The 25,173-nt window shown below is 66.2% G+C and carries 24 protein-coding genes; 9 read left to right on the forward strand and 15 right to left on the reverse strand.

The window, feature by feature from the left end:
• Window positions 1-66: 66 nt before the first annotated feature.
• From G6N58_RS25015 to G6N58_RS25025, 3 genes are all read right to left on the reverse strand, one after another.
• The gene (locus G6N58_RS25015; RefSeq protein ID WP_115281085.1) at window positions 67-717 is read right to left on the reverse strand and encodes a response regulator; all 651 of its coding nucleotides are present in this window, start codon (window positions 715-717) and stop codon (window positions 67-69) included.
• Window positions 718-776: 59 nt separating this feature from the next.
• Window positions 777-1,634: a universal stress protein gene (locus G6N58_RS25020; protein WP_115281084.1), complete on the reverse strand. Its 858-nt coding sequence runs from the start codon at window positions 1,632-1,634 to the stop codon at window positions 777-779.
• Between the two features lie 94 nt (window positions 1,635-1,728).
• Window positions 1,729-2,724 carry an Acg family FMN-binding oxidoreductase gene (locus tag G6N58_RS25025; protein WP_115281083.1) on the reverse strand — a complete coding sequence of 332 codons (996 nt, stop codon included), beginning with the start codon at window positions 2,722-2,724 and terminating at the stop codon, window positions 1,729-1,731.
• Window positions 2,725-2,904: 180 nt separating this feature from the next.
• On the opposite strand from G6N58_RS25025, the gene G6N58_RS25030 reads away from it, so the two are divergent.
• The 3 genes from G6N58_RS25030 to G6N58_RS25040 are packed head-to-tail and all read left to right on the forward strand — an operon-like array spanning window position 2,905 to window position 6,381.
• Complete coding sequence (locus G6N58_RS25030) at window positions 2,905-4,392, forward strand: bifunctional aminoglycoside phosphotransferase/ATP-binding protein (protein WP_115281082.1); 1,488 nt, start codon at window positions 2,905-2,907, stop codon at window positions 4,390-4,392.
• A gap of 25 nt (window positions 4,393-4,417) precedes the next feature.
• The gene (locus tag G6N58_RS25035; RefSeq protein WP_115281081.1) at window positions 4,418-5,488 is read left to right on the forward strand and encodes a zinc-dependent alcohol dehydrogenase family protein; all 1,071 of its coding nucleotides are present in this window, start codon (window positions 4,418-4,420) and stop codon (window positions 5,486-5,488) included.
• The gene (locus tag G6N58_RS25040) at window positions 5,485-6,381 is read left to right on the forward strand and encodes a universal stress protein (protein WP_115281080.1); all 897 of its coding nucleotides are present in this window, start codon (window positions 5,485-5,487) and stop codon (window positions 6,379-6,381) included. Before G6N58_RS25035 ends, G6N58_RS25040 begins: the two co-directional genes overlap by 4 nt.
• Before the next feature lie 44 nt (window positions 6,382-6,425).
• Here G6N58_RS25040 and G6N58_RS25045 read toward each other — a convergent pair whose 3' ends face one another.
• Complete coding sequence (locus tag G6N58_RS25045) at window positions 6,426-6,899, reverse strand: hypothetical protein (RefSeq protein WP_115281079.1); 474 nt, start codon at window positions 6,897-6,899, stop codon at window positions 6,426-6,428.
• Window positions 6,900-7,219: 320 nt separating this feature from the next.
• Between G6N58_RS25045 and G6N58_RS31260 the strand changes: the two genes are divergently transcribed.
• The 3 genes from G6N58_RS31260 (at window position 7,220) to G6N58_RS25060 (ending at window position 9,355) form a co-directional block, all read left to right on the forward strand.
• Window positions 7,220-7,525 (forward strand): PAS domain S-box protein, encoded by a 306-nt coding sequence (locus G6N58_RS31260; RefSeq protein WP_353961423.1) that lies wholly within the window; start codon window positions 7,220-7,222, stop codon window positions 7,523-7,525.
• A 643-nt stretch (window positions 7,526-8,168) separates the two neighbouring features.
• The gene (locus G6N58_RS25055; protein WP_115281077.1) at window positions 8,169-9,128 is read left to right on the forward strand and encodes a universal stress protein; all 960 of its coding nucleotides are present in this window, start codon (window positions 8,169-8,171) and stop codon (window positions 9,126-9,128) included.
• Window positions 9,129-9,133: 5 nt separating this feature from the next.
• Window positions 9,134-9,355, forward strand: a complete 222-nt coding sequence (locus G6N58_RS25060; protein ID WP_147289433.1) for a hypothetical protein — start codon at window positions 9,134-9,136, stop codon at window positions 9,353-9,355.
• Here the strand turns inward: G6N58_RS25060 and arcC are convergent.
• From arcC to G6N58_RS25100, 8 genes are all read right to left on the reverse strand, one after another.
• A complete protein-coding gene (arcC, locus tag G6N58_RS25065; RefSeq protein ID WP_115281075.1) occupies window positions 9,343-10,272 on the reverse strand; it encodes a carbamate kinase in 930 nt (309 codons plus the stop codon). The two genes, G6N58_RS25060 and arcC, sit on opposite strands and share 13 nt — an antisense overlap.
• A 10-nt stretch (window positions 10,273-10,282) precedes the next feature.
• Window positions 10,283-11,287: an ornithine carbamoyltransferase gene (locus G6N58_RS25070; protein WP_115281074.1), complete on the reverse strand. Its 1,005-nt coding sequence runs from the start codon at window positions 11,285-11,287 to the stop codon at window positions 10,283-10,285.
• A 23-nt stretch (window positions 11,288-11,310) separates the two neighbouring features.
• Window positions 11,311-12,570 carry an arginine deiminase gene (locus tag G6N58_RS25075; protein ID WP_115281073.1) on the reverse strand — a complete coding sequence of 420 codons (1,260 nt, stop codon included), beginning with the start codon at window positions 12,568-12,570 and terminating at the stop codon, window positions 11,311-11,313.
• Entirely contained in the window at window positions 12,567-14,045 is a 1,479-nt protein-coding gene (gene arcD / locus G6N58_RS25080) for an arginine-ornithine antiporter (RefSeq protein WP_115281072.1), read from the reverse strand. Before arcD ends, G6N58_RS25075 begins: the two co-directional genes overlap by 4 nt.
• Before the next feature lie 263 nt (window positions 14,046-14,308).
• Complete coding sequence (locus G6N58_RS25085; RefSeq protein WP_115281071.1) at window positions 14,309-14,770, reverse strand: hypothetical protein; 462 nt, start codon at window positions 14,768-14,770, stop codon at window positions 14,309-14,311.
• Between the two features lie 176 nt (window positions 14,771-14,946).
• Window positions 14,947-15,822 carry a universal stress protein gene (locus G6N58_RS25090; RefSeq protein ID WP_115281070.1) on the reverse strand — a complete coding sequence of 292 codons (876 nt, stop codon included), beginning with the start codon at window positions 15,820-15,822 and terminating at the stop codon, window positions 14,947-14,949.
• A gap of 113 nt (window positions 15,823-15,935) precedes the next feature.
• Window positions 15,936-16,949: a zinc-binding alcohol dehydrogenase family protein gene (locus tag G6N58_RS25095; RefSeq protein ID WP_163908399.1), complete on the reverse strand. Its 1,014-nt coding sequence runs from the start codon at window positions 16,947-16,949 to the stop codon at window positions 15,936-15,938.
• Window positions 16,946-17,209 carry a hypothetical protein gene (locus G6N58_RS25100; protein WP_115281069.1) on the reverse strand — a complete coding sequence of 88 codons (264 nt, stop codon included), beginning with the start codon at window positions 17,207-17,209 and terminating at the stop codon, window positions 16,946-16,948. The genes G6N58_RS25095 and G6N58_RS25100 overlap by 4 nt, the downstream gene beginning before the upstream one ends.
• Before the next feature lie 172 nt (window positions 17,210-17,381).
• Between G6N58_RS25100 and G6N58_RS25105 the strand changes: the two genes are divergently transcribed.
• Together G6N58_RS25105 and G6N58_RS25110 are read left to right on the forward strand one after the other, a co-directional pair.
• Window positions 17,382-17,786 carry a PNPOx family protein gene (locus G6N58_RS25105; protein WP_115281068.1) on the forward strand — a complete coding sequence of 135 codons (405 nt, stop codon included), beginning with the start codon at window positions 17,382-17,384 and terminating at the stop codon, window positions 17,784-17,786.
• Window positions 17,783-18,916, forward strand: coding sequence for an Rv2629 family ribosome hibernation factor (locus tag G6N58_RS25110; RefSeq protein WP_115281067.1), 1,134 nt, complete (start codon window positions 17,783-17,785; stop codon window positions 18,914-18,916). Before G6N58_RS25105 ends, G6N58_RS25110 begins: the two co-directional genes overlap by 4 nt.
• Window positions 18,917-19,037: 121 nt before the next feature.
• Here the strand turns inward: G6N58_RS25110 and mgtA are convergent, their stop codons facing one another.
• Both mgtA and ppsA read right to left on the reverse strand, forming a co-directional pair.
• Window positions 19,038-21,644: a magnesium-translocating P-type ATPase gene (mgtA, locus tag G6N58_RS25115; protein ID WP_172545038.1), complete on the reverse strand. Its 2,607-nt coding sequence runs from the start codon at window positions 21,642-21,644 to the stop codon at window positions 19,038-19,040.
• Window positions 21,641-23,917, reverse strand: a complete 2,277-nt coding sequence (gene ppsA, locus G6N58_RS30590) for a phosphoenolpyruvate synthase (protein ID WP_163908401.1) — start codon at window positions 23,915-23,917, stop codon at window positions 21,641-21,643. The genes mgtA and ppsA overlap by 4 nt, the downstream gene beginning before the upstream one ends.
• 129 nt (window positions 23,918-24,046) lie before the next feature.
• Between ppsA and G6N58_RS25125 the strand changes: the two genes are divergently transcribed.
• On the forward strand, window positions 24,047-24,460 hold the full coding sequence (locus G6N58_RS25125; RefSeq protein WP_115281064.1) for a pyridoxamine 5'-phosphate oxidase family protein: 414 nt from the start codon (window positions 24,047-24,049) through the stop codon (window positions 24,458-24,460).
• Here G6N58_RS25125 and G6N58_RS25130 read toward each other — a convergent pair.
• A complete protein-coding gene (locus tag G6N58_RS25130; RefSeq protein ID WP_115281063.1) occupies window positions 24,457-25,134 on the reverse strand; it encodes an SRPBCC family protein in 678 nt (225 codons plus the stop codon). The two genes, G6N58_RS25125 and G6N58_RS25130, sit on opposite strands and share 4 nt — an antisense overlap.
• Window positions 25,135-25,173 lie beyond the last annotated feature (39 nt).

Consider the following 25,173-nt stretch of genomic DNA (forward strand, 5'->3'; position numbering starts at 1 on the left):
GTCTGCACCCTGGACCGGCTTTATGACATCTCTATGACCGATTCTCAGCTCTAACCGACTATCTTCTCAGCCATATCCCGGCCGTTCATGGGTGTGCAGTTTGGAGACGAACACCGCTGCCTGGGTGCGGCGCTGCATGCCTAGCTTGGTCAGCAGCCGCGAAACGTAATTCTTCACTGTTTTCTCAGCCAGGAACATCCGGTCTGCGATCTGTTTGTTAGTCAGTCCCTCCCCCAGCAGGTCCAGCAAGATGCGTTCCTGCTCGCTGAGAGCCGACAACGGATCAGTGTGCTCGGCGGCCCCCCGCAGCTTCGCCATCAACGCCGAAGCGGCGCGCGTGTCCAACAACGAGCGTCCCGCGCCGACTTCCTTGACGGCATGGGCCAGTTCCATCCCTTTGATGTCCTTGACCACGTAGCCGCTGGCACCCGCGAGGATCGCGTCGAGCATCGCCTCATCCGAGGTGAACGAAGTCAACATCAGACAGTGCAGATCTGGCATGCGTGACAGGAGCTCACGGCAGAGCTCGATACCGTTGCCGTCCGGCAGCCGCACATCGAGGACCGCGACGTCAGGGCGCAGGGCCGGAATGCGGCCCAGCGCCTCTGACACCGAGCCCGCCTCCCCGACGATCTCCAAGTCGGGGTCTGCGCTGAGCAGGTCGATCAGGCCGCGTCGCACCACCTCGTGATCATCGACCAGGAACACCGTCACCATCGTCGGCCTCTCGAGGGGTTGTGCGGGCGCCGAAAGCACCGGCCTGATGCGAGTATCGCTCACAGCACCCGGTTGCTGCCGCAGATCAGCAGCGAACAGGTGGTCTCACTGAGCGCGGGATGCGCACTGGTGTTCGGACCTCGTGAGTTACCCCCGGCCTGCCGCTGACCGACCACCAGAAGCTCGATCAAGTCCCGATGTTGGGCAACATAATTGACCATGTTGCCAGGAGTGATCACGGCAGCGATGTCCAACGACGGGTGCCGCCTTCGCCACCATTCGAGTTGCTTGTCCAATTGCCCTCGAGCCTGGCGATTGATCGCGGTGGTGTTGGAGGCGTCGGCGACGTCGGAGAATCGCGGACGCCAGCTGGCCAGAACTCGCAGGGGGCGGTGCCGGAGCAACGCCTCGGCTACCGAGATCTCCAGAACGTTCGCGCGGTCCGGGGAATCGTCGAGTTCGGCAAGGATGAATCCAGACTTCGGCGGGTGCGAGTGAGCAATGATCGCCACCGGGCATCTCGCGGTCCGGGACACCACCGCGGCCACCGACCCGTAGTGACGTCCGGTGGACTGTCCGATCCCCCGGCTGCCGAGACACAGCATGAGCGCCGAGTAGGAGGCATTGATCAGCGCGCGCCGGGCACTGTCCTGCACGATCTCGACCTCGATCTTCAGCGGCAGGTTCAGGGCCTCGATCGCCATGAAAGCCTCGCGGATCGAGATCTCCGCAGCAGCCAGGTCTCGTGCTGCCTGGTCGGCGCTCGGCACGGGCCGTGGCTCGATGGCGTAGAGGAGGCGTAGCGGAAGGTCGCGCTCCTCTGCCTCGGCGACCGCCCACAGGGCCGCTGTCAATGCCGCACGTGATCCATCGACACCGACAACGATGGCGGGCGAAGGCGGTGGACGATCCTTCATGGCGGTCCTTTCCCGACTGTCTGGTCGCAACGCTAAGGGTGACGTAGGTCGGACCCGTAGAGGCAAAGGTCCTCAACCCGGTTTCCAGCGATCGCTACACACGCACTGTGAATACATCGTCGATGGGCCGGCGGGGGGTCGGAGCCGGTTGATCGTCGTCGGCTGTGCGCTGCCCCACCCGCACCAGAACCTGTGGATGGTCGCGATGCACAAGAGAGCGGACCATGTCACGGCTGACGTCGACCTCCAGGACATGGGTCAATGGGCAGGTGGACAGCTGGCTCATCTCTGCTTCCAGCAGAACCCGGGACAGAGCCTGGCCGCAGCACACCACGTCCCGACGAGTGTTGCTGTAGGTCGACAGGACCACAATCTCAGAACGGTCCTGCGCAATCTCCGTCCTGCGGTCCCGGCTGTGATGAGTGACGGGAAAAGACCGCCCGACATCCACGCGTTGGCCTTCGGTGGCCGATACCAGCGAGGCGTGCGGGATTCCATCACTGTCTCCGAACGGGCCGGTCCACCAGTCCAGTTCGGCGTGATAGTCCGAGTCGTACTGGCGCAGAGCTTCCGAGAGACGCGACGCCTCGGCCAACGTCGTGCGGTCGTCGTGGCTGAGCACGTCGAAGATGGCGGCACTGTCTTCGTCGGGCCTGCCCTCAGCGGCCCGGCTGAGCAGAAGCTCTGCGGCCGGCCAGTTCTGTGGTGAACGGAAGGGCAGACGGTCACTGCGTCGAGTCAGTATCGCAGCCGCGCGACGCCGGTGCGCGACGGTCACGTACGTCATCGGTGTAAAACCCACCGAGGCGACGAACAGCGGATCGTTCGGGTTGGGGAGATAGTCCACGAGGATTCGCCATCCGGTTGCTGCCGCAGCGACACCGAGATGGTCCAAGACCGCCCCGCAGCTGATCAACGCCTGCCGGCGCGACGGATCGGTCGCCACCAAGCGGTCCGTGTCGAGTTCCAGGTGCAGATCACCGCCGCTGAACACCCAGCGCCACGGTTGGCTGTTGTGCACCGACGGCGCGTGGCAGGCCAATTCGACCCATTCCCTGAGTATCTCGATCGTCGGTCGGTGCACCGCCATGGTTGACCTCTCCCCGGTTCACCGGCCACCCTGTCGCGGGAAGCCCGCTTCGGCAAGAGTCTTTGGTCACCTCGGCGGGTGATGGTGACTTTCTGCCTTGGCCAATCGTGACCTTTCGGCGCAGTTGAGGGGGACACAGGGCCACTGCGTGACACCTGCGCCGCGAGTCAGAATCTTCCCATGCCGGCACCGCGGACCGTGACCCCCAGCGAGGAGGGGCCGGCCCCCACCTCCTGTGAAGTGCGAGAGACACACACGGGTCTGGTCCTTCTTGTGGGCAGCTACGCGTACAAGGCGAAGAAACCGATTGCCACCGATTTTCTCGACTTCCGTTCCGTCGACGAACGCGAACGCGTCTGCGAACGCGAGGTTCTGCTCAATCGCCGTCTCGCACCGGAGAGTTATCTAGGGGTCGGCCACTTCATACCTCCGGACGGGACGGCACCCGAGCCGGTTATCGTCATGCACCGCTATCAGGACCGTATTCGGTTGCGATCCATGGTCGAACAAGGTGAGCCGGTCGAGCCTCATCTCACCGATCTGGCCGGACGTCTCGCGGCCTTCCACGCCCGCGCGGAACGTTCACCCGACATCGATGACGCCGCAACGGTGTCCAGGATCGCCGAACGCTGGCAGGAGAATCTGTCCGAACTGGACCGCCTCGGTGCCGGATCAGGATTCTCCCCCGGCCAGATCTGCGAAGCGCGGCGCCTCGCCATGAGCTACATCGCGGGCCGCAAGCTGCTGTTCGACGCCCGGACCGGTGAGCGGCGGATCGTCGACGGCCATGGCGACTTACTGGCCGACGACATCTTCTGCACGAGCAGCGGCCCGGTCCCCCTGGACTGCCTCGAGTTCGACGACCAGCTACGGTACGTCGACGGTCTCGACGATGCCGCCTTCCTCGCCATGGATCTCGAATTCCTGGGCCGCCCCGATCTCTCGGCGCTGTTCTTGGACAGCTACCGACACGCCGCCGAAGACGGCGCACCGCAATCGCTGGCACATTTCTACATCGCCTACCGCGCGGTGGTCCGCGCCAAGGTCGACTGCATCAGGATGTCCCAGGGCCGAGTTGGCGCCGACGAGGATGCCCGTCAGCACCTCGAGTTGGCGCTCGATCATCTCCGGGCCGCCACCGCCCGGCTCATCCTGATCGGAGGGGGGCCTGGCACCGGCAAATCCACGCTCGCCGCGGCCCTGCATGAATCCCTGGACGCAGAGGTCATCTCGACCGACGTGGTACGACGTGAATTGCAACGGTCCGGGGACCTGTCCGGCTCCGCAGGTGACGTCGACGGTGGCCTGTACACGCCGGGCAATGTCGCACGGGTGTACGCCGCGGTGCTTGAACGAGCCGCGGGTGTACTGGCTCGGGGACGTTCGGTGATCCTGGACGGTACCTGGCGTGACCCCCGCCAGCGCCAGAGGGCCATGGAGGTGGCGCAGCGGTCATCGGCCACGATGGTGGAAATCGCCTGTCAGGCGAATCTTTCGCTGTCCCAGCACCGGATCGGGACGCGTGGCCCCACCAGCTCCGATGCCACCGCCGCGATCGCGGCCGAGATCACCTCGGCGCCGTGGCCCGGCGCACACACCGTCGACACCAGCCGGCCGCTGGCCGAATCCGTTGCCGACGCTCAGCGCATCTGCTGTCTGGCGTTCTGATTCTGCTCAACGAAGGGAAAACATCATGCACGCCTTGGTGTATCACGGTCCGGGCCGTCGGTCATGGGAGCAGGTGCCGAACCCTGCGCTCCAGCGCGCGACCGATGCCATCGTCAAAGTGGACGCGGTGACCATCTGCGGAACCGACCTCCACATCCTCAAAGGCGACGTACCCGAGGTCCAACCGGGCCGGATTCTCGGCCACGAGGCCGTGGGCACCGTGACCGAGGTCGGTACCGCCGTGGAGAAGGTAGCGGTCGGTGACCGAGTGCTGATCTCGTGCATCAGCGCGTGCGGCAGCTGCCGGTACTGCCGTGACGGCCAGTACGGCCAGTGCCTCGGGGGCGGCGGTTGGATCCTCGGTCACCTGATCGACGGCACTCAGGCGGAGTACGTCCGGGTGCCGTTCGCCGACAACAGCACTCACACGATCCCGCCGGGGGTCAGTGACGAGCAGATGGTGATGCTCGCCGACATACTGCCCACCTCCTACGAGGTGGGGGTGCTCAACGGCCGCGTGCGGCCCGGTGACGTGGTGGCAATTGTCGGCGCCGGTCCCATCGGTCTGGCAGCCGTCCTGACGTCGCGGTTGTACAGTCCCGCACACGTGGTGGTGATCGATGTCGCCGCAGCGCGGCTGGAAGCGGCCCGCAAGCTCGGCGCCGACGTCGTGGTGGACGCGTCGGCCCAGGACCCCCGTGCGGTCATCGACCAGCTCACCGCCGGATTGGGTGCCGATGTCGCCATGGAAGCCGTGGGACTGCCCGACACCTTCGAACAAGCCGTTCGCCTGACCCGGCCCGGCGGGCATGTGGCCAACATCGGCGTGCACGGCGCCCCGGCCACCCTGCACCTGGAAGATGTGTGGATCAAGAACCTGACCATCACCACCGGACTCGTCGACACACATTCCACCCCGACCCTCATGGGCCTGGTGGCCGGCCATCAGATCGACACCTCATCCATGATCACCCACCGGTTCGGATTCGACGAGTTCGACCTGGCCTACGACGTGTTCAGCCAGCCCGCCGACACCGGCGCCCTGAAAGTGCTCCTGACCGCCCCCGTGCATGCGGAGACCGAGGCCGGCTCGTGACCGACGCGGCAGACGCACGTCCGGTCGTCGTCGGGATCGATGGATCCGACAGCGGTGTCAGCGCGGCGCAGTGGGCAGCTGCCCTGGCCGCGGCCCTCGGTACGTCGTTGCACCTGATGCACTCCGACAGCACGGCCGGCTCGTTCATTTCGGACGCGGCGGTGATTGCCGTCAGAGCGGCGGCCACCGCCGACCGACACGCAGACGCCCAGCAGATCCTCGCGCAGGCGCAGACGGCGGTCCGGCAGCGTTTTCCCGCCCTGCAGGTCACCTCGGAGGTGGTCTCGGAACCGGCCGATGTCGCATTGATCCGCCGCAGCCGCACCGCCCGCTTCGTGGTCACCGCGGGCGAAGACGTCAGCCGCGCTGCGGCTTTGCTGCTTGGTTCCACGACGCTGACGGTCGCGACCCGCGCCGAGTGCCCGGTGGTCGCCTGGCGCGGTACGGCTGCGCCCACCACGGCGGCGGTGGTGGTGGGGGTCGCTTTCGGTGACGCGGATTCAGAGGCACTGGCCACCGCCTTCACCTTGGCAGAGATGTTCGCTGCACCGGTGACCGCTGTGCACGCCTGGTCCACCACCAGGTCAGTCGACCATGCCACCGTGCCCTACCTGATCGACTGGGATGCGGTGGAGCGCAACGAAACCAGGGGCCTGCGCACCGCGGTACAGCCATGGGCCGAACGCCACCCCGACGTCGAGGTCCGGTACGTGGTGGACATCGCGAAACCGAGTCGGGCGCTGCTGGACCGACTCGCTGACGCTCAACTGGTGGTGGTGGCCACGCATCGCAGCAACGCCCTGGCCGCGGCCCTGCTGGGATCGACGACGCTCAATCTGCTGCACCACAGCCCGGTTCCGGTGGTGGTGTGTCAGACGCCAAACCATCCGTGAACGTCGAGGATCCCGCAGCCGAGGTGTCCCGGTGCCCCCCCCGCTCAGGCGGCGTGCCGGATGTCCGGTCGGTGCGGGCCCTGCTGCGGCAGGGGTTTCGTGCCGGCGGCGGCTGGACTCCATCCGACGTAGCTCAGGTAGATGCCGATCAGGGCCATCACCACCATCGACGCCTGCCACCAACCATCCCGGCCCAACAGGCCCTCGGCCATGGCGACCGCCTGCTGCGGGAACACCAGCAGCATCACACCCTTGGCCGTCATGAGCCAACCGAGCGCGGACACCACACCAGCCGCCACGCCGCGCCACTCCGTGTGCGTCGCCACCACCGTGAGACCGATGAGTACCACGAACGCGCCTGTCACCCAGAACCATGCGGAACTCGCGGTGAAGTCGGACATCAGCATCTGCATCTGATTGGCGCGCGCCACTGCGGCAATCGCCATCACCACCAGGTACGAACCCAGAATACGGGCGAAAACCCGCGTGCGGTCCGAAGGTTGCCGTGTATGTCGCATGATGTGCCTTCTGGAGAATCGGGGGCTTTCGACGGCCACGTCACAGCGGTCTCGTCGCCGCCTGCTCTGATGACATCAACGAACACACATGTGCCGGTAGAGGACGAGGACGCGAGGCCTACGGACGAACGTCCCGGCTGCGCAGGTCCGAACGGCGTCGACAGGACGTCCTCGAGGAGAGGGCCAAAGCCTCTCGCACCGGCGGCGCCCACCGGAGCACATTTGGATTGCGTCGAAGCGCGGACCACTGCGCCTGTTTGATCGTCGAAGCGTGGGAGGTTTCGGTGTTGTCTGACAGTCAGGTGTCTGCGGTTGAATCCATGGCTTGGTTTCACGTCGACCATTCGCCAACCATGCTGTTGGACACACAGTTGCGTATCCGTGCGGTCAACAAGGCCTATGAGAGAATCACCGGGCATACCCGTGCGGAACTGGTGGGTGCGGCACTGTTCGACATTTTCCGGACACCTCCGCGGACCCTCAGGACGACGGAGCCGCCACCATCCCCTCGTCGATCGAGACCGTCCTGCGGCGCCGCGTCAGGCATGTGGTGGGTGTCCAGCGCTACGATCTTCCCGATCCGGCTCACCCCGGCTCTTTCCGGTATCGCGTCCGGACACCCGTGAATTCACCGCTCGTGATCGACGGCGCCACCGTCGGTGTCGTGCACCGGACCCAGGACCTGACAACGGCTTTCGCGGCGGCACCGGCCAACAGCGCCGATACTCCCCCCAGTCCGCTGCGCTGGACGAACTGGCAGGAATCCTGGGCAGGAGCTTTCCGGAGCTGCCGTATCCGGAGATCCTCGGAATCGTCGCCGAATCCCATTGTGTGGTGGCCCGGTCCCTGGGCCGGCCGGACGACGGGCGGACCGGCGAGCTGGCTGCACTGCGGGCGGAGATCCGCGTCGGACAACAGTCAACTGCGCCGATACGACTGCTTGGAAGCTAGAGGACGAGGACCAGAGCCGCGACCCGGAGGACTCCGCCGGGGAATTCCCAACTCTGGATGCCGAATTCGAGGGCCGACCGCTTGATGCACATCTGTACCATCTCACCGGCTCGCTCGGGGATGCTCGGGTGGTGACCGACATGGTTCCGCCTTCCCGCGACGACACACCCCGACCGAACTGCGAACAGGGGCTTGAGTCACCGCGCGCCGTCCTCGAGCCCAAAGGCTCTCGGACCGGGGACCAAGGCCTCCGGTAGGCCCCGCCCGGCGTCCCTACGGTGAGCAGTGAAGCCACAACAATGCGAACGGAGCCTCGACATGGTTGCCAAGACGGCATCACGACACGTTGTGGTGGGAGTCGACGGATCCGCGTTGTCGACGGCCGCGGTGATATGGGCCGCACGGGAGGCCCACATACACGGGCTGCCGCTGATGCTCGTGTACGTGACCCCGACGCTTCCGATCGAGTCCGAGGCAGCGCTGACCGCCGCCGAAATCGAGGCGTTCACCGAAGCCGAGCACACACGTGCGCGTGAACTTCTCGAACAGGCATGTGAAACCGCGGCACGGTCGATCACGCCCGATGGGGCGCCGATACGTCAAGCTGTCGCGGTTCTCGACGGTCCGGTGTTGTCGACACTGGTCGAACTGTCGCGCGAAGCGGCACTCATGGTGGTGGGGTCTCGCGGCCTCGGTACGGTCAGCCGGGCACTTCTGGGCTCGGTGAGCACCGGGTTGACACACCACGCCCAGTGCCCCGTGGCGATCGTCCACAGCAACGACGGGGACGGCCCGGATCCGTCCGACGGACCCGTGGTCGTCGGTGTCGACGGCTCCCCGACATCAGAATCGGCCACCGCCCTGGCCTTCGAAGAAGCTCACCTGCGTGGCGTGGATCTGGTGGCCGTCCATGCCTGGAGCGACATGGGGCCGATCGGATTTCCGCCCAGTAACTGGTCACCGATCGAGTGGCGCAACATCAAGGAACGGGAAGAAAAGTTGCTGACCGAGCGTCTCGGAGAGTGGCGGCGCCGGTTCCCCACGGTGACGGTGTTCCCGCGGGTGGTCTGCGATCAGCCCGCGCCCCGGTTGCTGGAGGCAGCGCAAGGCGCCCAACTCCTGGTCGTGGGTAGTCGCGGCCGCGGCGGTTTCGCCGGCCTGCTCCTGGGGTCGGTCAGCGCCACCGTCGCCGGTGCCGCCACCGTTCCGGTCATCGTTGTTCCCGCCGACAAACTCGTTGCCACTCAACCATTTTGCCATCCGCAACCTCTGGAGTGATCACCATGACATCATCCGTGGAGCGTCCCCGCGTCCGGCTCCCGCAGCGCCACACCCCTCGCGGCACGCCGCCGCCCCGCGGCTGCGCACCGCACCTGGCTGCCCCCAGCTTTGGTGACCGGCAGCAGGTCGACCAGCTTTTTCGCGAACTGGACGAGCTGGAGACACAGGTGGTGCATATCCGCCACCGCATCGCCGAACTGGGAAACGTACCTCAGCACAGCTGACTGAGCGACACCCGGGTACCGGCCTGCCCGGACACTATCGCCGCAATGTTTCTCAGCGCTCCGATCACGGCATCATGACCGGTACGCCGAGTGAAATCGCACGCCGCCTGCACCTTGGGTCCCATCGATCCAGCCGCAAACGACATCCGCGCGAGGCGGTCGGGATGGACCCGGTCCAGTCGGCGCTGATCCTGTGTGCCCCAGTCGGTGTACACACCGTCGACGTCGGTGGCGATGACGAGCAGGTCCGCGTCCAGCTGTTCGGCCAGGAGCGCCGAGGCCAAATCCTTGTCGATCACGGCTTCCACGCCACTGAGCACCCCATCGGCGGCACGGATCGTGGGAATCCCGCCACCGCCGGCGCAGACCACGATCACACCGTGTTCGACCAACTGGGCGATGACATCCAACTCGACGATGACCTTGGGCTGCGGGCTCGGCACCACCCGGCGGTAATGCGCTCCGTCCGGCGCGATCGACCACCCACCTGCGGCTGCCAGCCGCTGCGCGGTGGCATGATCGTAGATCGGCCCGATGAACTTGGTGGGTCGCGCAAATGCGGGGTCGTGCGGGTCCACCTCGACCATGGTGAGCAGCGTCGCCACCGACCGTTGCCGCGGTAGCAGGTTCCTCAGTTCCTGTTCGATGACATATCCGATCATGGCATCGGTCTGGGCGCCCAGCACATCGAGCGGGAACGGCGCCGAATCGTCCACGACGTCGTGGTAGGCGGCGGCCTGCAGGGCCAACAGACCAACTTGAGGTCCGTTGCCGTGCGCCACCACGAGCTCGTTGTCCCCGGCGACGGAGACAATGCTCTCCACGGCCGTCCGGATATTGGCCCGCTGATTGTCGGCGGTCATCGGCTGGCCGCGCTGCAGCAACGCGTTGCCGCCCAGCGCGATCACGAGACGCATTGCACTCGCCTCAACCGAGCGCGGCGACGAGAACGGCCTTGATGCTGTGCATCCGGTTCTCGGCCTGATCGAAGGCGATGTTGGCGGGGCCCTCGAACACCTCCTCGGTGACCTCCACACCCGTTGCCAGTTCGGGGTACTGCGCAGCGATGCGTGCCCCCACCGTGGTCTCGCTGTTGTGCAGGGCCGGCAGACAGTGCATGAACTTCACCCGAGGGTTGCCGGTCGCAGTCAGCAGCGCGCTGTTGACCTGGAACGGCAACAGCATCGCTATACGTTCGGACCAGGTTTCCACCGGCTCGCCCATGGATACCCACACGTCGGTGTAGATGAAATCGACGTCGGTCACCGCCTTGACCGGATCATCGCTGATGGCCAGCCTGGCACCCGACTGAGCTGCGAACCGTTCGCACATCTCCACATGGTCCGCGGCGGGCCAGAGCGCCTGGGGCGCACCGATCCGGACATCCATGCCCAGCTTGGCCCCGACCAGCAGCAGCGAGTTGGCCACATTGTTGCGGCCGTCGCCGACGAAGGCAAACCTGATGTCCGTCAACGCGTTGGCGCAGTGTTCTGTCATCGTCATCACGTCGGCGAGCATCTGGGTGGGGTGGTAATCGTCGGTGAGGCCGTTGAACACCGGAACGCAGGCATACTCGGCCAGCTCCTCCACCGTGTCCTGGGAGGAACCCCGGTACTCGATGGCGTCGTACATGCGTCCCAGTACCCGCGCAGTGTCTTTCATCGACTCCTTGTGGCCGATCTGCGAGGACGCCGGATCGATGTAGGTGACGTGCGCGCCTTCGTCGTAGGCTGCGACCTCGAAAGCACACCTGGTGCGTGTCGAGGTCTTCTCGAAGATCAACGCGATGGTCTTGCCCGACAGCCGTTGTGCGCGCAGACCCGAGTACTTGGCGCGCTTGAGGTCGCGGGCCAGCTCCAGCAGATAGAGCAGGTCACGGTCGGTGTGGTGGACCAGGCTCAGTACACTGCGGTTTCGGTTGTTGTATGCCACGTCAGCTCATCCTCGTCGAATGCTCAGGTGTACAGCGGGTCTCGGGCAACGGGGCATGTCATGCACCGCCCGCCGCCCCGGCCCCGGCCCAGCTCGCTGGCGTCGATGGTGACCACCTCGATGCCCGCCTTGCGCAACGCGGTGTTGGTCAGGGTGTTGCGGTCGTAGCCGATCACCACACCGGGTGACAGTGCCACGACATTGTTCGCGTCGTCCCACTGCTCACGCTGCACACCGTAGATGTCGCCGGCGGTGGTGATCACGGTGAAGCTGACCCCGAGTGCCCGACCGATGGTGTCGACCAATCCGAGCGATTCACGTCGGATGTCCAGCCCGGAGGGGGCCGAGTCGTCCGGCCGCAGGGTGAACGGCACCACACCGTCCACCACCGGCGGGTAGGCCGTCACCACGTCCTGATCGCAGAAGGTGAACACGGTGTCCAGGTGCATGGCTGCCCTGCTGCGGGGAAGTCCGGCGACGATGACCTGTTCGGCGGCGCCGGCGGCGAACAGGTTCCGGGCGACCTGAGTGATCGCTTGGTGTGAGGAGCGCTCACCCATGCCGATCACGACAACGCCGTTACCCACCGGCATCACATCACCACCCTCGAGGGTGGCCGCGCCGCGATCATGCGCCGACTGATCGAGGTCACCGAACCAGACATCGAACTTCTGATCGGCGAATACGGGGTGGAAGTTGTAGACCGCGGCGGTGAGCATGGTCTCCTGGCGGCGTGCCGGCCAGTACATCGGGTTCAGCGTGACACCGCCGAAGATCCACGAACTGTTGTCGCGCATGAACTGCGTGTTCGGCAGCGGACGCAGCACAAAGCCTGCCGGATCACGTTCGCGTAAGGCCATCAGGAGCTGACCACCCACCCCGGAAGGCAGGTCGCTGTACGCCACTCCCCCGATCAGGAACTCCGCCAGTGGTTGTGCGGGCATCTCGTCGAGCCAGGCCCGGACATCGTCGGCCAGTCCGACTCCCACCAGATCGTCGGTGATCTTGCGGTCCAACACCCACGCGCGGCCGTCCGGCAGGTCCAGTACATCGCTGAGCAGATCCTGCAGGTCGAGGACTTCGACACCGCGGTCGGTCATTTTCGCGACGAAATCGAAATGGTCCCGGCGGGCCTGCTGCAGCCACACCACGTCGTCGAACAGCAACTCCTGCTGGTTCTGCGGGGTGAGGCGCTGGTGGGCCAGACCGGGGGCGCAGACCAGCGTGCGCCGCAGTGTTCCGGCTTCTGACCAGACGCCCAGCTGTGGCTGTTCGGTGTTCACAGGACGGCCAACTGTCCAGTGGCCATGAGGACGACGGCGGCCACGGCGGTCACCGCGATCACGGCCGCGATCACCCCTTCGGTTCGGCTGAAGACGCGCAGTTTGCCTTCCCGGCGGGCCCAGACGTAGAGGATGGTGCCCACCAGATAGAACGCTGCGGCGACCAGCAGGTATTGCCACCCTCCGGCGTAGAGCAGCCACCCGGCATACACCAGGGCCACGGCGCCCACGAGCAGGTCCCGGGTCCGGCCGCGGCCGTCTTCATAGGTCTCGCCGCGGACCGCCAGCATCAGTTGATAACCCGCCGACCACAGGTACGGCAGCAGGATCAGCGAGGTGGCCAGCAAGATCAGATCCAGATAGGTGCTCTCGTTCGCCAGCGTCCACAGCAGCAGGATCTGGACGCAGATGTTGGTGAGCCACAACGCATTCGCCGGCGCGCCATGAGAGTTGTCCCGGCCCAACGCTTTCGGCATTACGTTGTCCTTCGCCGGCAGACGCAGGATCTCGGCGCAGAGCATGACCCAGGCGATCAGCGCCCCGAGGAGGGAGATGATCAGACCGACCGAGATGAATGCTGCACCCCAGTTGCCCACCTGGCTGGCCAGCACACCGGCCATGGAGGGATCGGGCACACCGGCCAGTTCCGCCTGTGCCATGAGCCCGTAGGACAGCAGGTTCACCAGCAGCAGCAGCGCCAAGACGGCTGCGAACCCCAGCACTGTCGCCCGCCCCACGTCTTTGCGTCTGGCTGCGCGCTGCGAGTACACGGCAGCGCCTTCGATTCCGATGAACACCCATACCGTCACAAGCATCATGTTCTTCACCTGGGTCAGGGTGTCGCCCAGTGGGGCGCCGTCGATCTGGGTGGCCGCACCCCAGAAATCCGCACTGAACAGCCCTGCGTCGAATCCCACTGCAGCGATGGCGATGAAGGTCAGGATCGGGATCACCTTGGCGACGGTCACCACCGTGTTGACAAGCGCCGCGGTCTTGACCCCTCGCAAGGTCACGGCGTGGACCACCCAGAGCAGGATGGAGGCGCCGATGATGGCAGGTACGGTGACGCCGTCGGTGAAGCCGTCGAAGAAGAATCCGAGGGTGGCGAACAGCAGCACGAGGTAGGCGACGTTGCCGACCCATGCCGACACCCAGTAGCCGAACGCCGACGTGAAGCCGATGTAGTCGCCGAAACCGGCTCGTGCGTAGCCGTATACGCCGCCGTCGACATCGGGCTTGCGACGTGCCAGCGACTGGAACACGAACGCCAGCATCAACATGCCGACGGCGGTGATCAGCCAACCGATGAGCAGAGGTCCCGGCGCAGCGCTGCCGGCCATCTGCGAGGGCAGGGCGAAGATTCCGCTGCCGATCATCGAGCCGACGACCAGAGCTGTCAGGGCAGCCAGACCCAGGCCGGGTCTGCTGCCGGCGGGGCGCGCCGCATCGGGGCGAGAGATGCTCGAAGTAGCCATGGCTACATGCTTCTCGGCTCGTACATCAGTTTGCTAGGGCAGCTTGGCTGTGCGGTGAAAGGACTTTCGGCCTTCGACCGTGCCGTCAGACCGCGGGGTGTCCGGTTGTTCAGCTGCGGGCTCTACGGGCGGAGCCGGATTTCCCTCTGTTTCGGTCTCTTCGAGCTGTCGGCGCGCGTAGAAGTCGGCAGCGACAATCCGCGTGATTGCATCGAGTGCGTTGGTCTTCGCCATGATTGATCGGACCTTTCTGCGATAAGGGCTCAGGCCGTGATGCCCAGATCGACCAGCGCTCTGGCCGTCTCCAGGTGTTGATCGGCTTGCTCCACCGCCGCGCTGAACTCGCCGTCGTAGTCGTTGTGGCTCTGCGCGATGACAGCCAGACACATGTGCGACGCGGAGTGTGCATCCTCGGCGGCCGCCGACAGTTCCGCGCTGATGTGGGCATCGGGCGCGGGCAGGTGTTCAGCTACCCCCACCGCCGCGGCATCGTGGATGCGCCGGCAGGCGTCGTCGAAGCCTGACGAGTCCCAGGTTTGTATGGCGCGCTGCGAATCGCGCAGCGCCGTTCGCAGGTCTTCGACGTCGGGTCGGGCAGTGATCCACCAGGCCTGGAGCACCGCTCTCCGGTCGTCGGTCTCGTTGGTCGACCCGTCCGGGCGCAGCAGGAGGTAGCCGACCAGGACCCCGACGCCGACGATCACCACCATGGCGCCGGCGAACACGGCCCACAGCCGGGCGTCGGTGAACCACCCCCGCGGTCCCCATGGCCGCCGCAGAGGTTGTCCGCATTCGCCACAACTCGTCCATTCCGCTGGATTGGCGTGTCCCTGAGGACACGTCACCATCGCGGAGCTCTCGTCATCCCCACCGGGCGGTACCGCGGTTCTGACGCCGCGCATCATCGCGGTCGCACCACGATCACCGGGACGTCAGCGGACTGTGCAACGGCGGCGCCCACCGACCCCAGCACCATTCCGGAGAAACCACCGCGCCCGTGGCTGCCCACCACCAGCAACTGCGCGTGCTGCGCTTCCTCGAGCAGCCACCTGGCCGGCTTGTCGCGAACCACACGGCGACGCACGGTCACGTCGGGGTGCTGCTCCTGCCACCCGGCCAAGCGTTCACCCAGCAGTTCCTCACCGCGTTCCTGGAGGGCGCCGCGGTCCCAGCCCGCCGCGGGGAATGCGCCGAGGTCGCTCCACGCGTGCACTGCCAGCAGGTCGACATGGCGGCTCTCGGCTTCGGCGAAGGCCAGCGCGGTGGCCGCCTCCGATGCCGGTGATCCGTCGATACCCACCACCACAGGCGCCGAGGTGGTCGGCAATTCGCCGTTCTGGGCGTGGATCACGGCGATCGGGCCGTATCCGTAGTGCACCATCCCGCTGCTGACCGAGCCGAGCAGAGCACGTCCCACGCCCCCCATACCGCGGCATCCGACGACCACCATGGCGGCATCTTTGGAGGCGTCGGCCAGCGCGGGGACCGCACCCGAGAAGGGCGTCTCCACGTGCACGTCCGCCTGCGACCCGCAGTCGCTGAGCACTTTTCGGGCTCGCTCGATCACCAGCGCCGCAGCTTCTCGTTCGGCCTGCGCAATCGTGTCGGGCAGCGGCGCCATCGGCCAGCTGATCACGATCGGCTCCACGGCATACATCAAGGTGATCGGCGTGTGCAGCCGCGTCGCCTCGACGGCGGCCCACCGAACGGCAGCATCCGATTCCCGAGACCCGTCGACACCGACCAGGATGCCGTACCGGGTTGTGCTGTTCGTCATGTCGCCTCCGGACCTACCAGCTGGGATCGTGTCGATGACGACGCTATTGCCGGGACATGGGCCGAGCCAGGGCCGTTGGTCCCGCTGAGACGGTGCCGGTGGTCATCGGGTCGTCACAGGACCAGCACCGCGGCTCCGGCGATGGAACCGGCCTTGAGGTCCCCCAGCGCACGGTCTGCGCGGTCCAGCGGATACGGCGTCACAGCGACTTCGATGTGGTGGCCGGCGGCGACGTCGAGGAAGCTTCGGGCGTCGGAACGGGTGTTCGATGTCACCGACCGGAGCTGACGTTCCTGGAACAGGTGCCGTTGATAGTTCAGCGCTGGGATGTCGCTCAGGTGGATCCCGGCGATGGCCAGTGTTCCCCCGCGATCGAGCGCCTCCAGGGCCGGCAGGACCAGCTCTCCCACCGGGGCGAAGAGGATCGCCGCGTCCAGGGGCACCGGTGGACGGTCGGCAGGACCCTGAACCGAGGCCACGCCGAGGTCCGACGCCAGTTCCCGGGCATTCTGTCCGCGGGTCATGACGTGAACCTCCGCCCCTTGAGCCATTGCCACCTGGGCCGTGATGTGCGCGCTGCCGCCGAAACCGTAGATTCCGAGGCGGCCACCGGGCGGCAGTTGCGCCCGCATCAGCGAGCGGTACCCGATGATGCCTGCACACAGCAGAGGCGCCAGTTCGGCATCGGTGTACCCAGACGGCAGCCGATGCACGAAATCGGCAGGTGCCGTGAGGAACTCTGCATAACCGCCGTCGGCGTCCCAGCCGGTGTAACGGGAACCCGGGCAGAGGTTCTCCCGCTGTCCCAGACAGTAGGAGCATCGGCCGCACGTGCTGCGCAACCACGGCACCCCGACACGATCGCCGGGGCGAACCTGGTCGCCGACCCCCCGGCCGATGCCGACCACCTCCCCCACCACCTCGTGTCCGGGTGTGACCATCGGCCGGTGCACCGCCAGATCCCCCTCACTGACGTGGAGATCGGTGCGGCAGACACCGCACGCCTTGACTGCGATCAACACTTCACCCACGCTGGGCTCGGGAACCGCAGTGGCCTCGAATACCAGCGGCCCGGCTTCGATGGGGCCCGGAGCCCGCACCCGCCAGGCGTGCATGGTGTCGGTCATGGCACGGTGGTCTCACCGGCATTCGCCAGGATGCCGGTGCGCCGCGCAGGTCGCAGATTCGCCAACACGGCCTGGATCAAATCCTCGTGGGCCGTTCCGTTTTCGAGCACACACCGCGGTCCGTACCGCATCAGGAACAGTTCCACCCGCCGGTCCATCGACGACGAGGAATATGCCTCTCCGGCGAACTCCGACGCCAGGAACCTCCAGGCAACCGCGTCCAGATCGCAGCATCCGCGGTGACTGTTCAGAGCCGGCATCGTGGCGGTCCTTTCCGAGTGCCATCTCCTCCATCCTTCGACCCGACGACGGGTGTGCAATAGAGACGAAAGTCACCACGTTCTCGACCATTCTGTGCCGGTGACACAAGCCCCTAACGGTGCGATGCAACGGACCCTTGTCGAGGTGCCACGCCGTGCCGAGCATGGGCGGATGACCAACGAACTGACCCACACCGCCAAGGCCACGGTCCTCACCTTCAACAAGAGGGTGCTCAACCCGCTCATGTTGTTGCTGGCCGGCCGCAAATACTGGTACGCCTCCCGGCTGCAACACGTCGGGCGCAGGACCGGGACGAAATACTCCACGCCTGTTGTCGCCGACCAGATCGGTACCGACGTCATCGTGCCGCTTCCCTACGGCACGCACGTCGACTGGCTGCGCAATGTGATGACTGCGAACTCGGCGACGATCACCACCCGCGGGCAGACGATGACGGTGGCGGATCCTCAGATTGTCGCAGCAGAGAAGGTACTACCGCTGCTGCCCCCGAGACGCGGGCGGGCGCTGAGCCGTTTCGGCGGGAAGAATTTCGTGAAGTTCTCGGTCCGATCATGACCTGCACCGAGCCCTCGCTGAGATTCCGGCCCCTGGTCCACGCGGCCGGCCCTTTCGTATCGGTGTTCGTCGACGACAGGCGCGACGAAGCCGACGCGCGCGAGCGCACGCTCGCGCGCTGCAGTGCCGTTTGCCGGCATCTCCGCGACATGGGGGTCGACTCCGGCGTTGTCGACGACATCGGGGCTGCTCTGTTGAGCAGACAACCGGTCCCTGGACGTCCCGGACGTGCCATCGTGGCAGCGGGCTCCGGGGTGGTTGTCGATGAGAGCCTGCACGCCGCACCGCCGTCCACAGTGCTGCGGGTGTCGGATTACCCTTTTCTCCTGCCGCTGCTGGCCCCCGAACAGGAGCCGCCGGACTATCTTTTCGCCGCCGTGGATTCTCTGGGCGCCGACCTCACGGTCCACGAAGGGTCGATCCGGCGGCACACCTCAATCGAGGGTGCCGGGTTTCCCGTGCACAAGCCGGCCACCGCCGGGTGGCACGGGTACGGCGATCTGGCGCACAGTGCGGAGGAGGCAGTTCGGACCAACATCCGGCTGGTGTCCTCGGCCATCACCACGCTGGCCGATCAGGCTGACAGCGAGGTCGTGTTCGTCTGCGGTGAAGTGCGGGCACGCAGCGCGGTGATCGCCGAGCTCCCGGAGCGCATCGCAGCGCGTACCGTCCAGTTGCCCGGCGGCGCCGATGGGGACCGGGCCGACGAGTTGCATGCGCGCGAACACCTGGAGGCCGAACTCGAACGGCATCGACGCCGGCAACTCGACGGGGTGCAGGATCGTTTCGTCGCGGAGCGCGCATGCGGCAGCGGAGTTGCGGTCGAGGGTCTTGGCGCTGTGTGCCGGGCATTGCGGGACCGTTGTGTGGACACCCTGCTCGTCGGTGAGATGGGAACTGCGACCGTGCTCTCCGGCGCGGACCGGACAACGCTGGGCACCGATGCGGACTTCCTGTCCGAGATCGGGCAGGCGCCGCATTCGGTGGTGCTGGCCGATGAGGCGCTGCCGTTCGTCGCGCTGGCCACCGGCGCCACCGTCATCCGCGCACGCGGCGACCTCCCCCTGGCAGACGGCGTGGGCGCGCTGTTGCGTTATTCGCCATCACTCCCGCCGGCCTTCACCAGCTGAGAATCACTCGGCTTCTGCCAGAGGGCCATCCGTAGACCGGTGGGGTGGCGCGGGTGGTGGGAACCGCCTTGATCGACACACTGCCGTTGGTCTCGCACCGTACGTGGCTGCAGACGTCTGTTCATCGGTTGACGGCGGCGTCCGCCGTCGTGACGGGGCCGGGTGAGCTGAACCGCGCGGCGCGGCGATGAACACGATGAGCGTGGCCCCGCGTGCGAAGCGTCGTCAGATCCCGCGCGGACTCACCGTAGAACACCTTCTTGGTGGCTTCGACCAACACCAGATATGCCGCAGCCAAACCCAGAAGGGCGGCGAAGTACTGCCACGGCAGCGGCGTGAACCCCAGGGTGTGCCCGAGCGGCGATATCGTCACCGCGATACCGGCAGCGATCACCGTCAGCGCCGCCGCAGTCAGCGGCCAGCTCGGCCTGCTGCGGATGAACGGCACCCGACGTGTCCTCACTGCGAAGATGATCAGGGTCTGCGTCGCCAGGGACTCGACGAACCATCCGGTACGGAACTCGACGGGGCCGACCTGCAGAATCCCCAGCATCAGGCCGAAGGTCACGAAGTCGAACAGCGAACTGATCGGGCCGAAGGTGAGCATGAACCGGCGGATGAAGGCGATGTTCCAGTGCGACGGCGCGTGGAGCTGCTCGTCGTCGACACGATCGGTGGGGATCGCGAGCTGAGAGGTGTCATAGAGCAGATTGTTGAGCAGGACCTGGCTGGGCAGCATCGGCAGAAACGGCAGGAACGCCGAAGCGGCTGCGGCACTGAACATGTTGCCGAAGTTGCTGGACGTGCCCATCAGCACGTATTTGATGGTGTTGGCGAAGATGCGGCGTCCCTCGGCGACTCCGGCGGCCAACACGCCCAGGTCCTTGTCGAGCAGGACGACATCAGCCGCGTCCTTGGCCACGTCGGTGGCGCTGTCCACCGAGATACCGACATCCGCGGAATGCAGTGCCAGCGCGTCGTTCACGCCGTCGCCGAGGAAGCCCACCGACCTCCCCCGGCGTCGAAGTGCCGATATCACCCGGGCCTTCTGTTCCGGCGAGACCCGGGCGAAGATGGTGCACTCTGCCACCGCACGGTCGAGTTCGGCGGCACTCATCGCCGCCAGCTCAGACCCGGTGAGGGTTCCCCCGGACTCCAAACCCAGTTCGGCACAGATCTTCTGGGCTACCACTGGATTGTCTCCGGTGGCCACCTTGACTTCTATACCCAGTGCCGACAGGTCCCGCAACGATTGCCGGGCAGCGCTTTTGGCTCTGTCGGCGAAGATCACGAAGCCCCGGAACGTCAACCCGACCTCGTCTGCCGTCGACACCTTCGTCAGACCGGGAGCAGGCTTGGTGGCGACGGCCACGACCCGGCGGCCTTCGGCGAACAACGCGGTCAGAACCTGTTGTGCACTCGGCGTCACCCCGTCGCACTTCGCCATGATCTGCTCGGGAGCTCCCTTGCACACCACCATCCGGCCCGCCGAGTCGTCGTCGACCAACGCCGTGGTGGTTCTGCGGCGGTGGTCGAAAGGCAGCAGGGCTACCCGTCGGGCGTCACGCACGGTCGCCCGTCCCGCCCACAGCGCCGCATCGAGTTCGTTGGCGCTCGTCCCGCCGACGGCGGGATCCACCTCGGTGGCCAGCATGGCCAGCCGCAGCACCTCATCAGCGTGCCGGCCGCCGCCGTCCACCGCATCGATCAATTCGATCCGGCCTTCTGTCAGGGTTCCGGTCTTGTCGGTGACCAGGATGTCGATGTCGCCCAGGTCCTCGATGCAGACCAGGCGTTTCACCAGCACCTTGAGCTTGGCCAGCCGGCGCGTGCCGGCCGCGAGGCTGGTGCTGACCACGGCGGGGAGCAACTGGGGCGTGATACCGACAGCAATCGCCAGACCGAACAGTGCGGACTCGATCAACGGCCGGTGCAGCAGCAGATTGATGACGATGATGAGTGCGGTCAGGGTCAACGCCACGCGTAACAGCAGATAGGAGAAACGTCGCAGTCCTTGTTGGAACTCGGTCTCCGGTTCCCGGTCACTGAGTCCGGCGGCGATTCTGCCGAACTGCGCGTCGGCGCCCGTCGCATACACCACCGCGATGGCATCGCCGGCGCTGACCACCGTTCCCATGAACGCCAGGTTCGCCGCGTCCGATCCCCCCGCGGCGGGGTTCACATCGGTCGCCTTCTGCACCGCGACAGACTCCCCGGTCAGAATGCTTTCATTGCACTCCAGGCCGTTGACCTCGAGTAACCGCACGTCGGCGGGTACCAACTCACCCAGTTCGAGGCGGATGACGTCACCGGGCACCAGATCGGTGACGTCGACCTCGGTCATGATGTTGTCGCGCAACGCCGTTGCCGTGTGGCGTATTCGCGAATGCAGGGCCGCGGTGGCCCGCTGCGCCCGGTACTCGTTGACGAAACCCAAACCGATGCTCACGGCCAGGATGATCCCGATGATCATGGCCTGGGTTCGGTCACCGAGGAAGAACGACACCACCGCGGTCACTGCCAGCAGGCCCAGGACAGCGTTGTTCAGTTGTCGCATGAGTATTCGCACACCGCTGACCCCGTGCGTGCGGATCGAGTTCGGGCCCAGCTGCGCCCGCCGGGCTGCGGCTTCGTCACTGGTCAGCCCGGACACCGCCGATCCGAGCCGGGTCAGGACATCGGCCGCCGGAGTGCTGCAGGCGTCCGCCGACACCAGATGCGCGGTCACGGACGATGGTGGCGTGCTGCGTCGAGCAGTACCCGCCGCTCGGCGGCGGCGATCATGTGCCGGGCGCGTGGAAGGACGTCCGGATTGACCGAGACCGACGTGATGCCCATCCGGACGAGATGCTCGGCGAATTCCGGATTGGTCGACGGCGCCTGTCCACAGAGCGAGGACGTGATGCCGAACTCGTTGGCGGTGTCGATGATCCGTCGGATCGCGTGCAGCACGGCAGGGTCGGATTCGTCGAAGAGTTCCGCGCAGACCTCGGAATCCCGGTCGACGCCCAGAACCAGTTGGGTCAGGTCGTTGCTACCGATCGACACACCGTCGATGCCGAGTTTGATGTACTCCGGTAGCCAGTGCACCACGGAGGGCACCTCGGCCATCACCCATCGGTGCAGGCCGCGGTGGCCACCGAGCGGGCTGGCGTCGACCAGTTCCAGACACCGCTGCAGCTCCCATCCGGTACGGACGAACGGGATCATCAGGTGCACGTTCGGGTACTGCTCGCGCACGCGTGCCAAGGTCTGCAGTTCCAGGTCGAACAGGCTGGGATCGCTGATGTAGCGGAAGCAGCCCCGGTAGCCGATCATCGGGTTGTGTTCGAGCGGCTCGTACTCCTCACCGCCGGTGAGGTTGCGGAACTCGTTGCTGCGGAAATCCGTGGCCCGGTAGATGACCGGCCGCGGCGCGAAGGCCGCAGCGATCCGGCCCAACGAGGCGGCCATGGCGTCCATCAGGGTGGCCGTGTCGCCGCGGGCGATCAGATCACTCGGATGCCTACCACCGAGAGCCTGGGTCAGCATGAATTCTGCCCGCAGCAGGCCCACACCATCGCAGTCCGATGCGGCGATCGAGTCGACGTTGTCCGGTAGCGCAAGGTTGACGTAGACCTTGGTGGCCGTCACCTCGGTCGCGGCGCCGGCGGTCTGCTCGACGGTCCTCGACACCGCTGACCGCGGCGATCCGACGCGCCCTCGGACCACCTGTCCGTGTGTACCGTCGACGGTCGCCAGCGTGCCATCTCGCAGATCAACGGTGCCCGTGCGGGTTCCGACCACACACGGCACTCCGAGCTCGCGGGCCACGATGGCCGCGTGGCAGGTCATTCCACCGGTGTCGGTGACCAGACCGGCGGCCCGCCGGATGGTGGGCAACCAGTCCGGGTTGGTCATCCGGGCAACGAGGATCTCACCGTCCTGCAGAAGATGCCCCTGTTCGGGCCCGGCGAGCACGCGGACCCGTCCCGTGCCCGATCCGGGTGCGGCGGCCAGTCCCCGCGCCAGAACGGCCGACTCGTCGGCTGACGGTGAAGCCGGGGAATGCAGAGTTGTGATGGGCCTGGCCTGAACGAGATAGGTCCGGCCCTCGGCGATGGCCCACTCGGTGTCCTGTGGACAGCCATGGTGGCGCTCCACCGCGATGGCCAGTTCCGCGATGCGGCGCGCCTCGCCGTCATCGAGCACGCGCGCGTCGGCGCGGGCAGCATCGAGGGACACGTGCTGGTCCCGGCCATCAGGACCACGCACGATCTGGAAGTCCTTGTGTCCGATGCGAACCTGTATCACGTCGAGGGAATCCTTGGCCACCAGGTAGGTGTCCGGCTCCACGGCACCGGACACCACCACCTCACCCAGCCCGTACGCTGCCTCGATCACCACACGGTCCTCGGCGGCGGCGCTGGGATCGGTGGTGAAGGCTACTCCTGCCTTCTCGGATTCGACCATCTGCTGGACCACGACCGCCATCGCCGGCTCGGCGGTGACGTGACGACCAGCGCGGTAGCTGATCACGCGCGGGGAGAACAGCGACATCCAGCAGCGCACCACCGCGTCGCACACCGCGTCCGCGCCCGAGACGTTGGTCAACGTCGCATTCATCCCGGCGAACGAAGCCTCCCGCCCGTCTTCCCCAGTGGCCGACGACCGCACCGCCACGGTGCATTCGGGTTCCAGTCCCTTGTAGGCAACCAGGACAGCCTCCCGTACCGCCGCGGCCAGACCCGCCTTGGCCACCAGATCCTGCATCCGGGTGCACAGCTCGTCCAGTGGTGCGCCCTCGGAGTGCAGCGCTTCGCCGTGCAGCGTTCGCAGTTCGGTGTCGACACCTGCATGGCGCATCGAATCCTGGTACGCCGTGCGGAGCAAGACGAAACCAGGCGGAACGGGTAGTCCCGCCGCCACCAGCTCTCCCATGTTGGCGCCCTTGCCGCCCGCCTCGTCGGCGTCGCCCAGGCGTAGGTCGCAGATGTCCCTGACGTAGCGATCAGCGTCCATGGGCACACTGTGCTCGGCATCGCCCGGAACTCCTAGCGGCGCAGGACCACAGCGGGGCGGCAAAGTGCTCCTACAATTCGGGACTTTGGACCGCATATCCGTACGGGCGCCACCGGGTAGCGTCACGCCATGTCCAATCAAACCCAGCTGGCCAGCGTCCTGCCCGAGAGTGAATGCTGGCAACTGCTCTCCAGCACCTCACTGGGGCGGCTCATCACCAGTGTCGACAATCAGCCCGAGGTGTTCCCGGTGAACTTCGCGGTGCAGAACCGAACTCTGCTCTTCCGAACGGCCGAAGGCACCAAGTTGGTGAGCACTGCCATCAATCACCACGTGGTCTTCGAGGCCGACGACCACGACGACGCTCAGGGGTGGAGCGTGATCGTCAAGGGCTTCTCCCAGATTCTGCACGCCGACGAAGACATCGCGGCAGCAGAGCAGACGGGGCTGCGGCCGTGGGTGGCCACGGACAAACAACACTTCGTACGGATCAAGCCGATGCGGGTCAGCGGCAGGCGGTTCCTCTTCGAATCCAGCCCCTAGCGGGTGCGGTGCAGGTCAGCGCTCGCGGCCGCAGCTGCCGCTTCGGCCTGCACCACGTTCTCGGCGCGCCGCTTGATGCCCATCAGAATTCCGCGGGTGAAGATGGCCAGTGCAGGCCCGGCGATCTCGGTGGCCAACACCTCGCCGGGATGACGCAGACCTGTGCGCGACCGTATGAGCAGTCGGCAGCGGTCATCCCATCGGGAAAACACATGAAACGACCACACCGCGTCCCAGTGCTGCCGAGCCGGTGTGGCCCGCAGCACGATGGACTGCCCGGCGACGATCTCGATGACCTCGAGCACCAATCCGTCCCGTAGGCCCAGCCAGTGCCGTGGGGCGAGGCGAACCACGTCCCCTGGCGCCAGCCGCTGCCACTGTTCGCGGATCTGCTCGGCGTTGTGGTAATCCAGGCCCACCAGGTTCTCCAGCCGCTGATAGCTGTAGAGACCACCCCGGTCCTGGCCCATCTGCACCAACCAGGGCCAGACCGCTCCCGCAGGTGCGTCGATCCAGATACCTTCGGTGCTCTGCACCGCCGGCGCGCCCACAAAGTTGTCGCCCGGCAGCCTCATGCTGCACTCCTCCTTGGTGGTGCCCCAGTTGCGGTAGTAACGCCGAGCGACATACAACAGACCCAGCGCGGCAAGAGTTTTCGCGGTCACGTTTCCCATGCTTGCAGCATGTCGACAATCGACGGATCCACCTAGGGC

This window comes from Mycolicibacterium tokaiense (assembly GCF_010725885.1).
Lineage (GTDB): Bacteria > Actinomycetota > Actinomycetes > Mycobacteriales > Mycobacteriaceae > Mycobacterium > Mycobacterium tokaiense.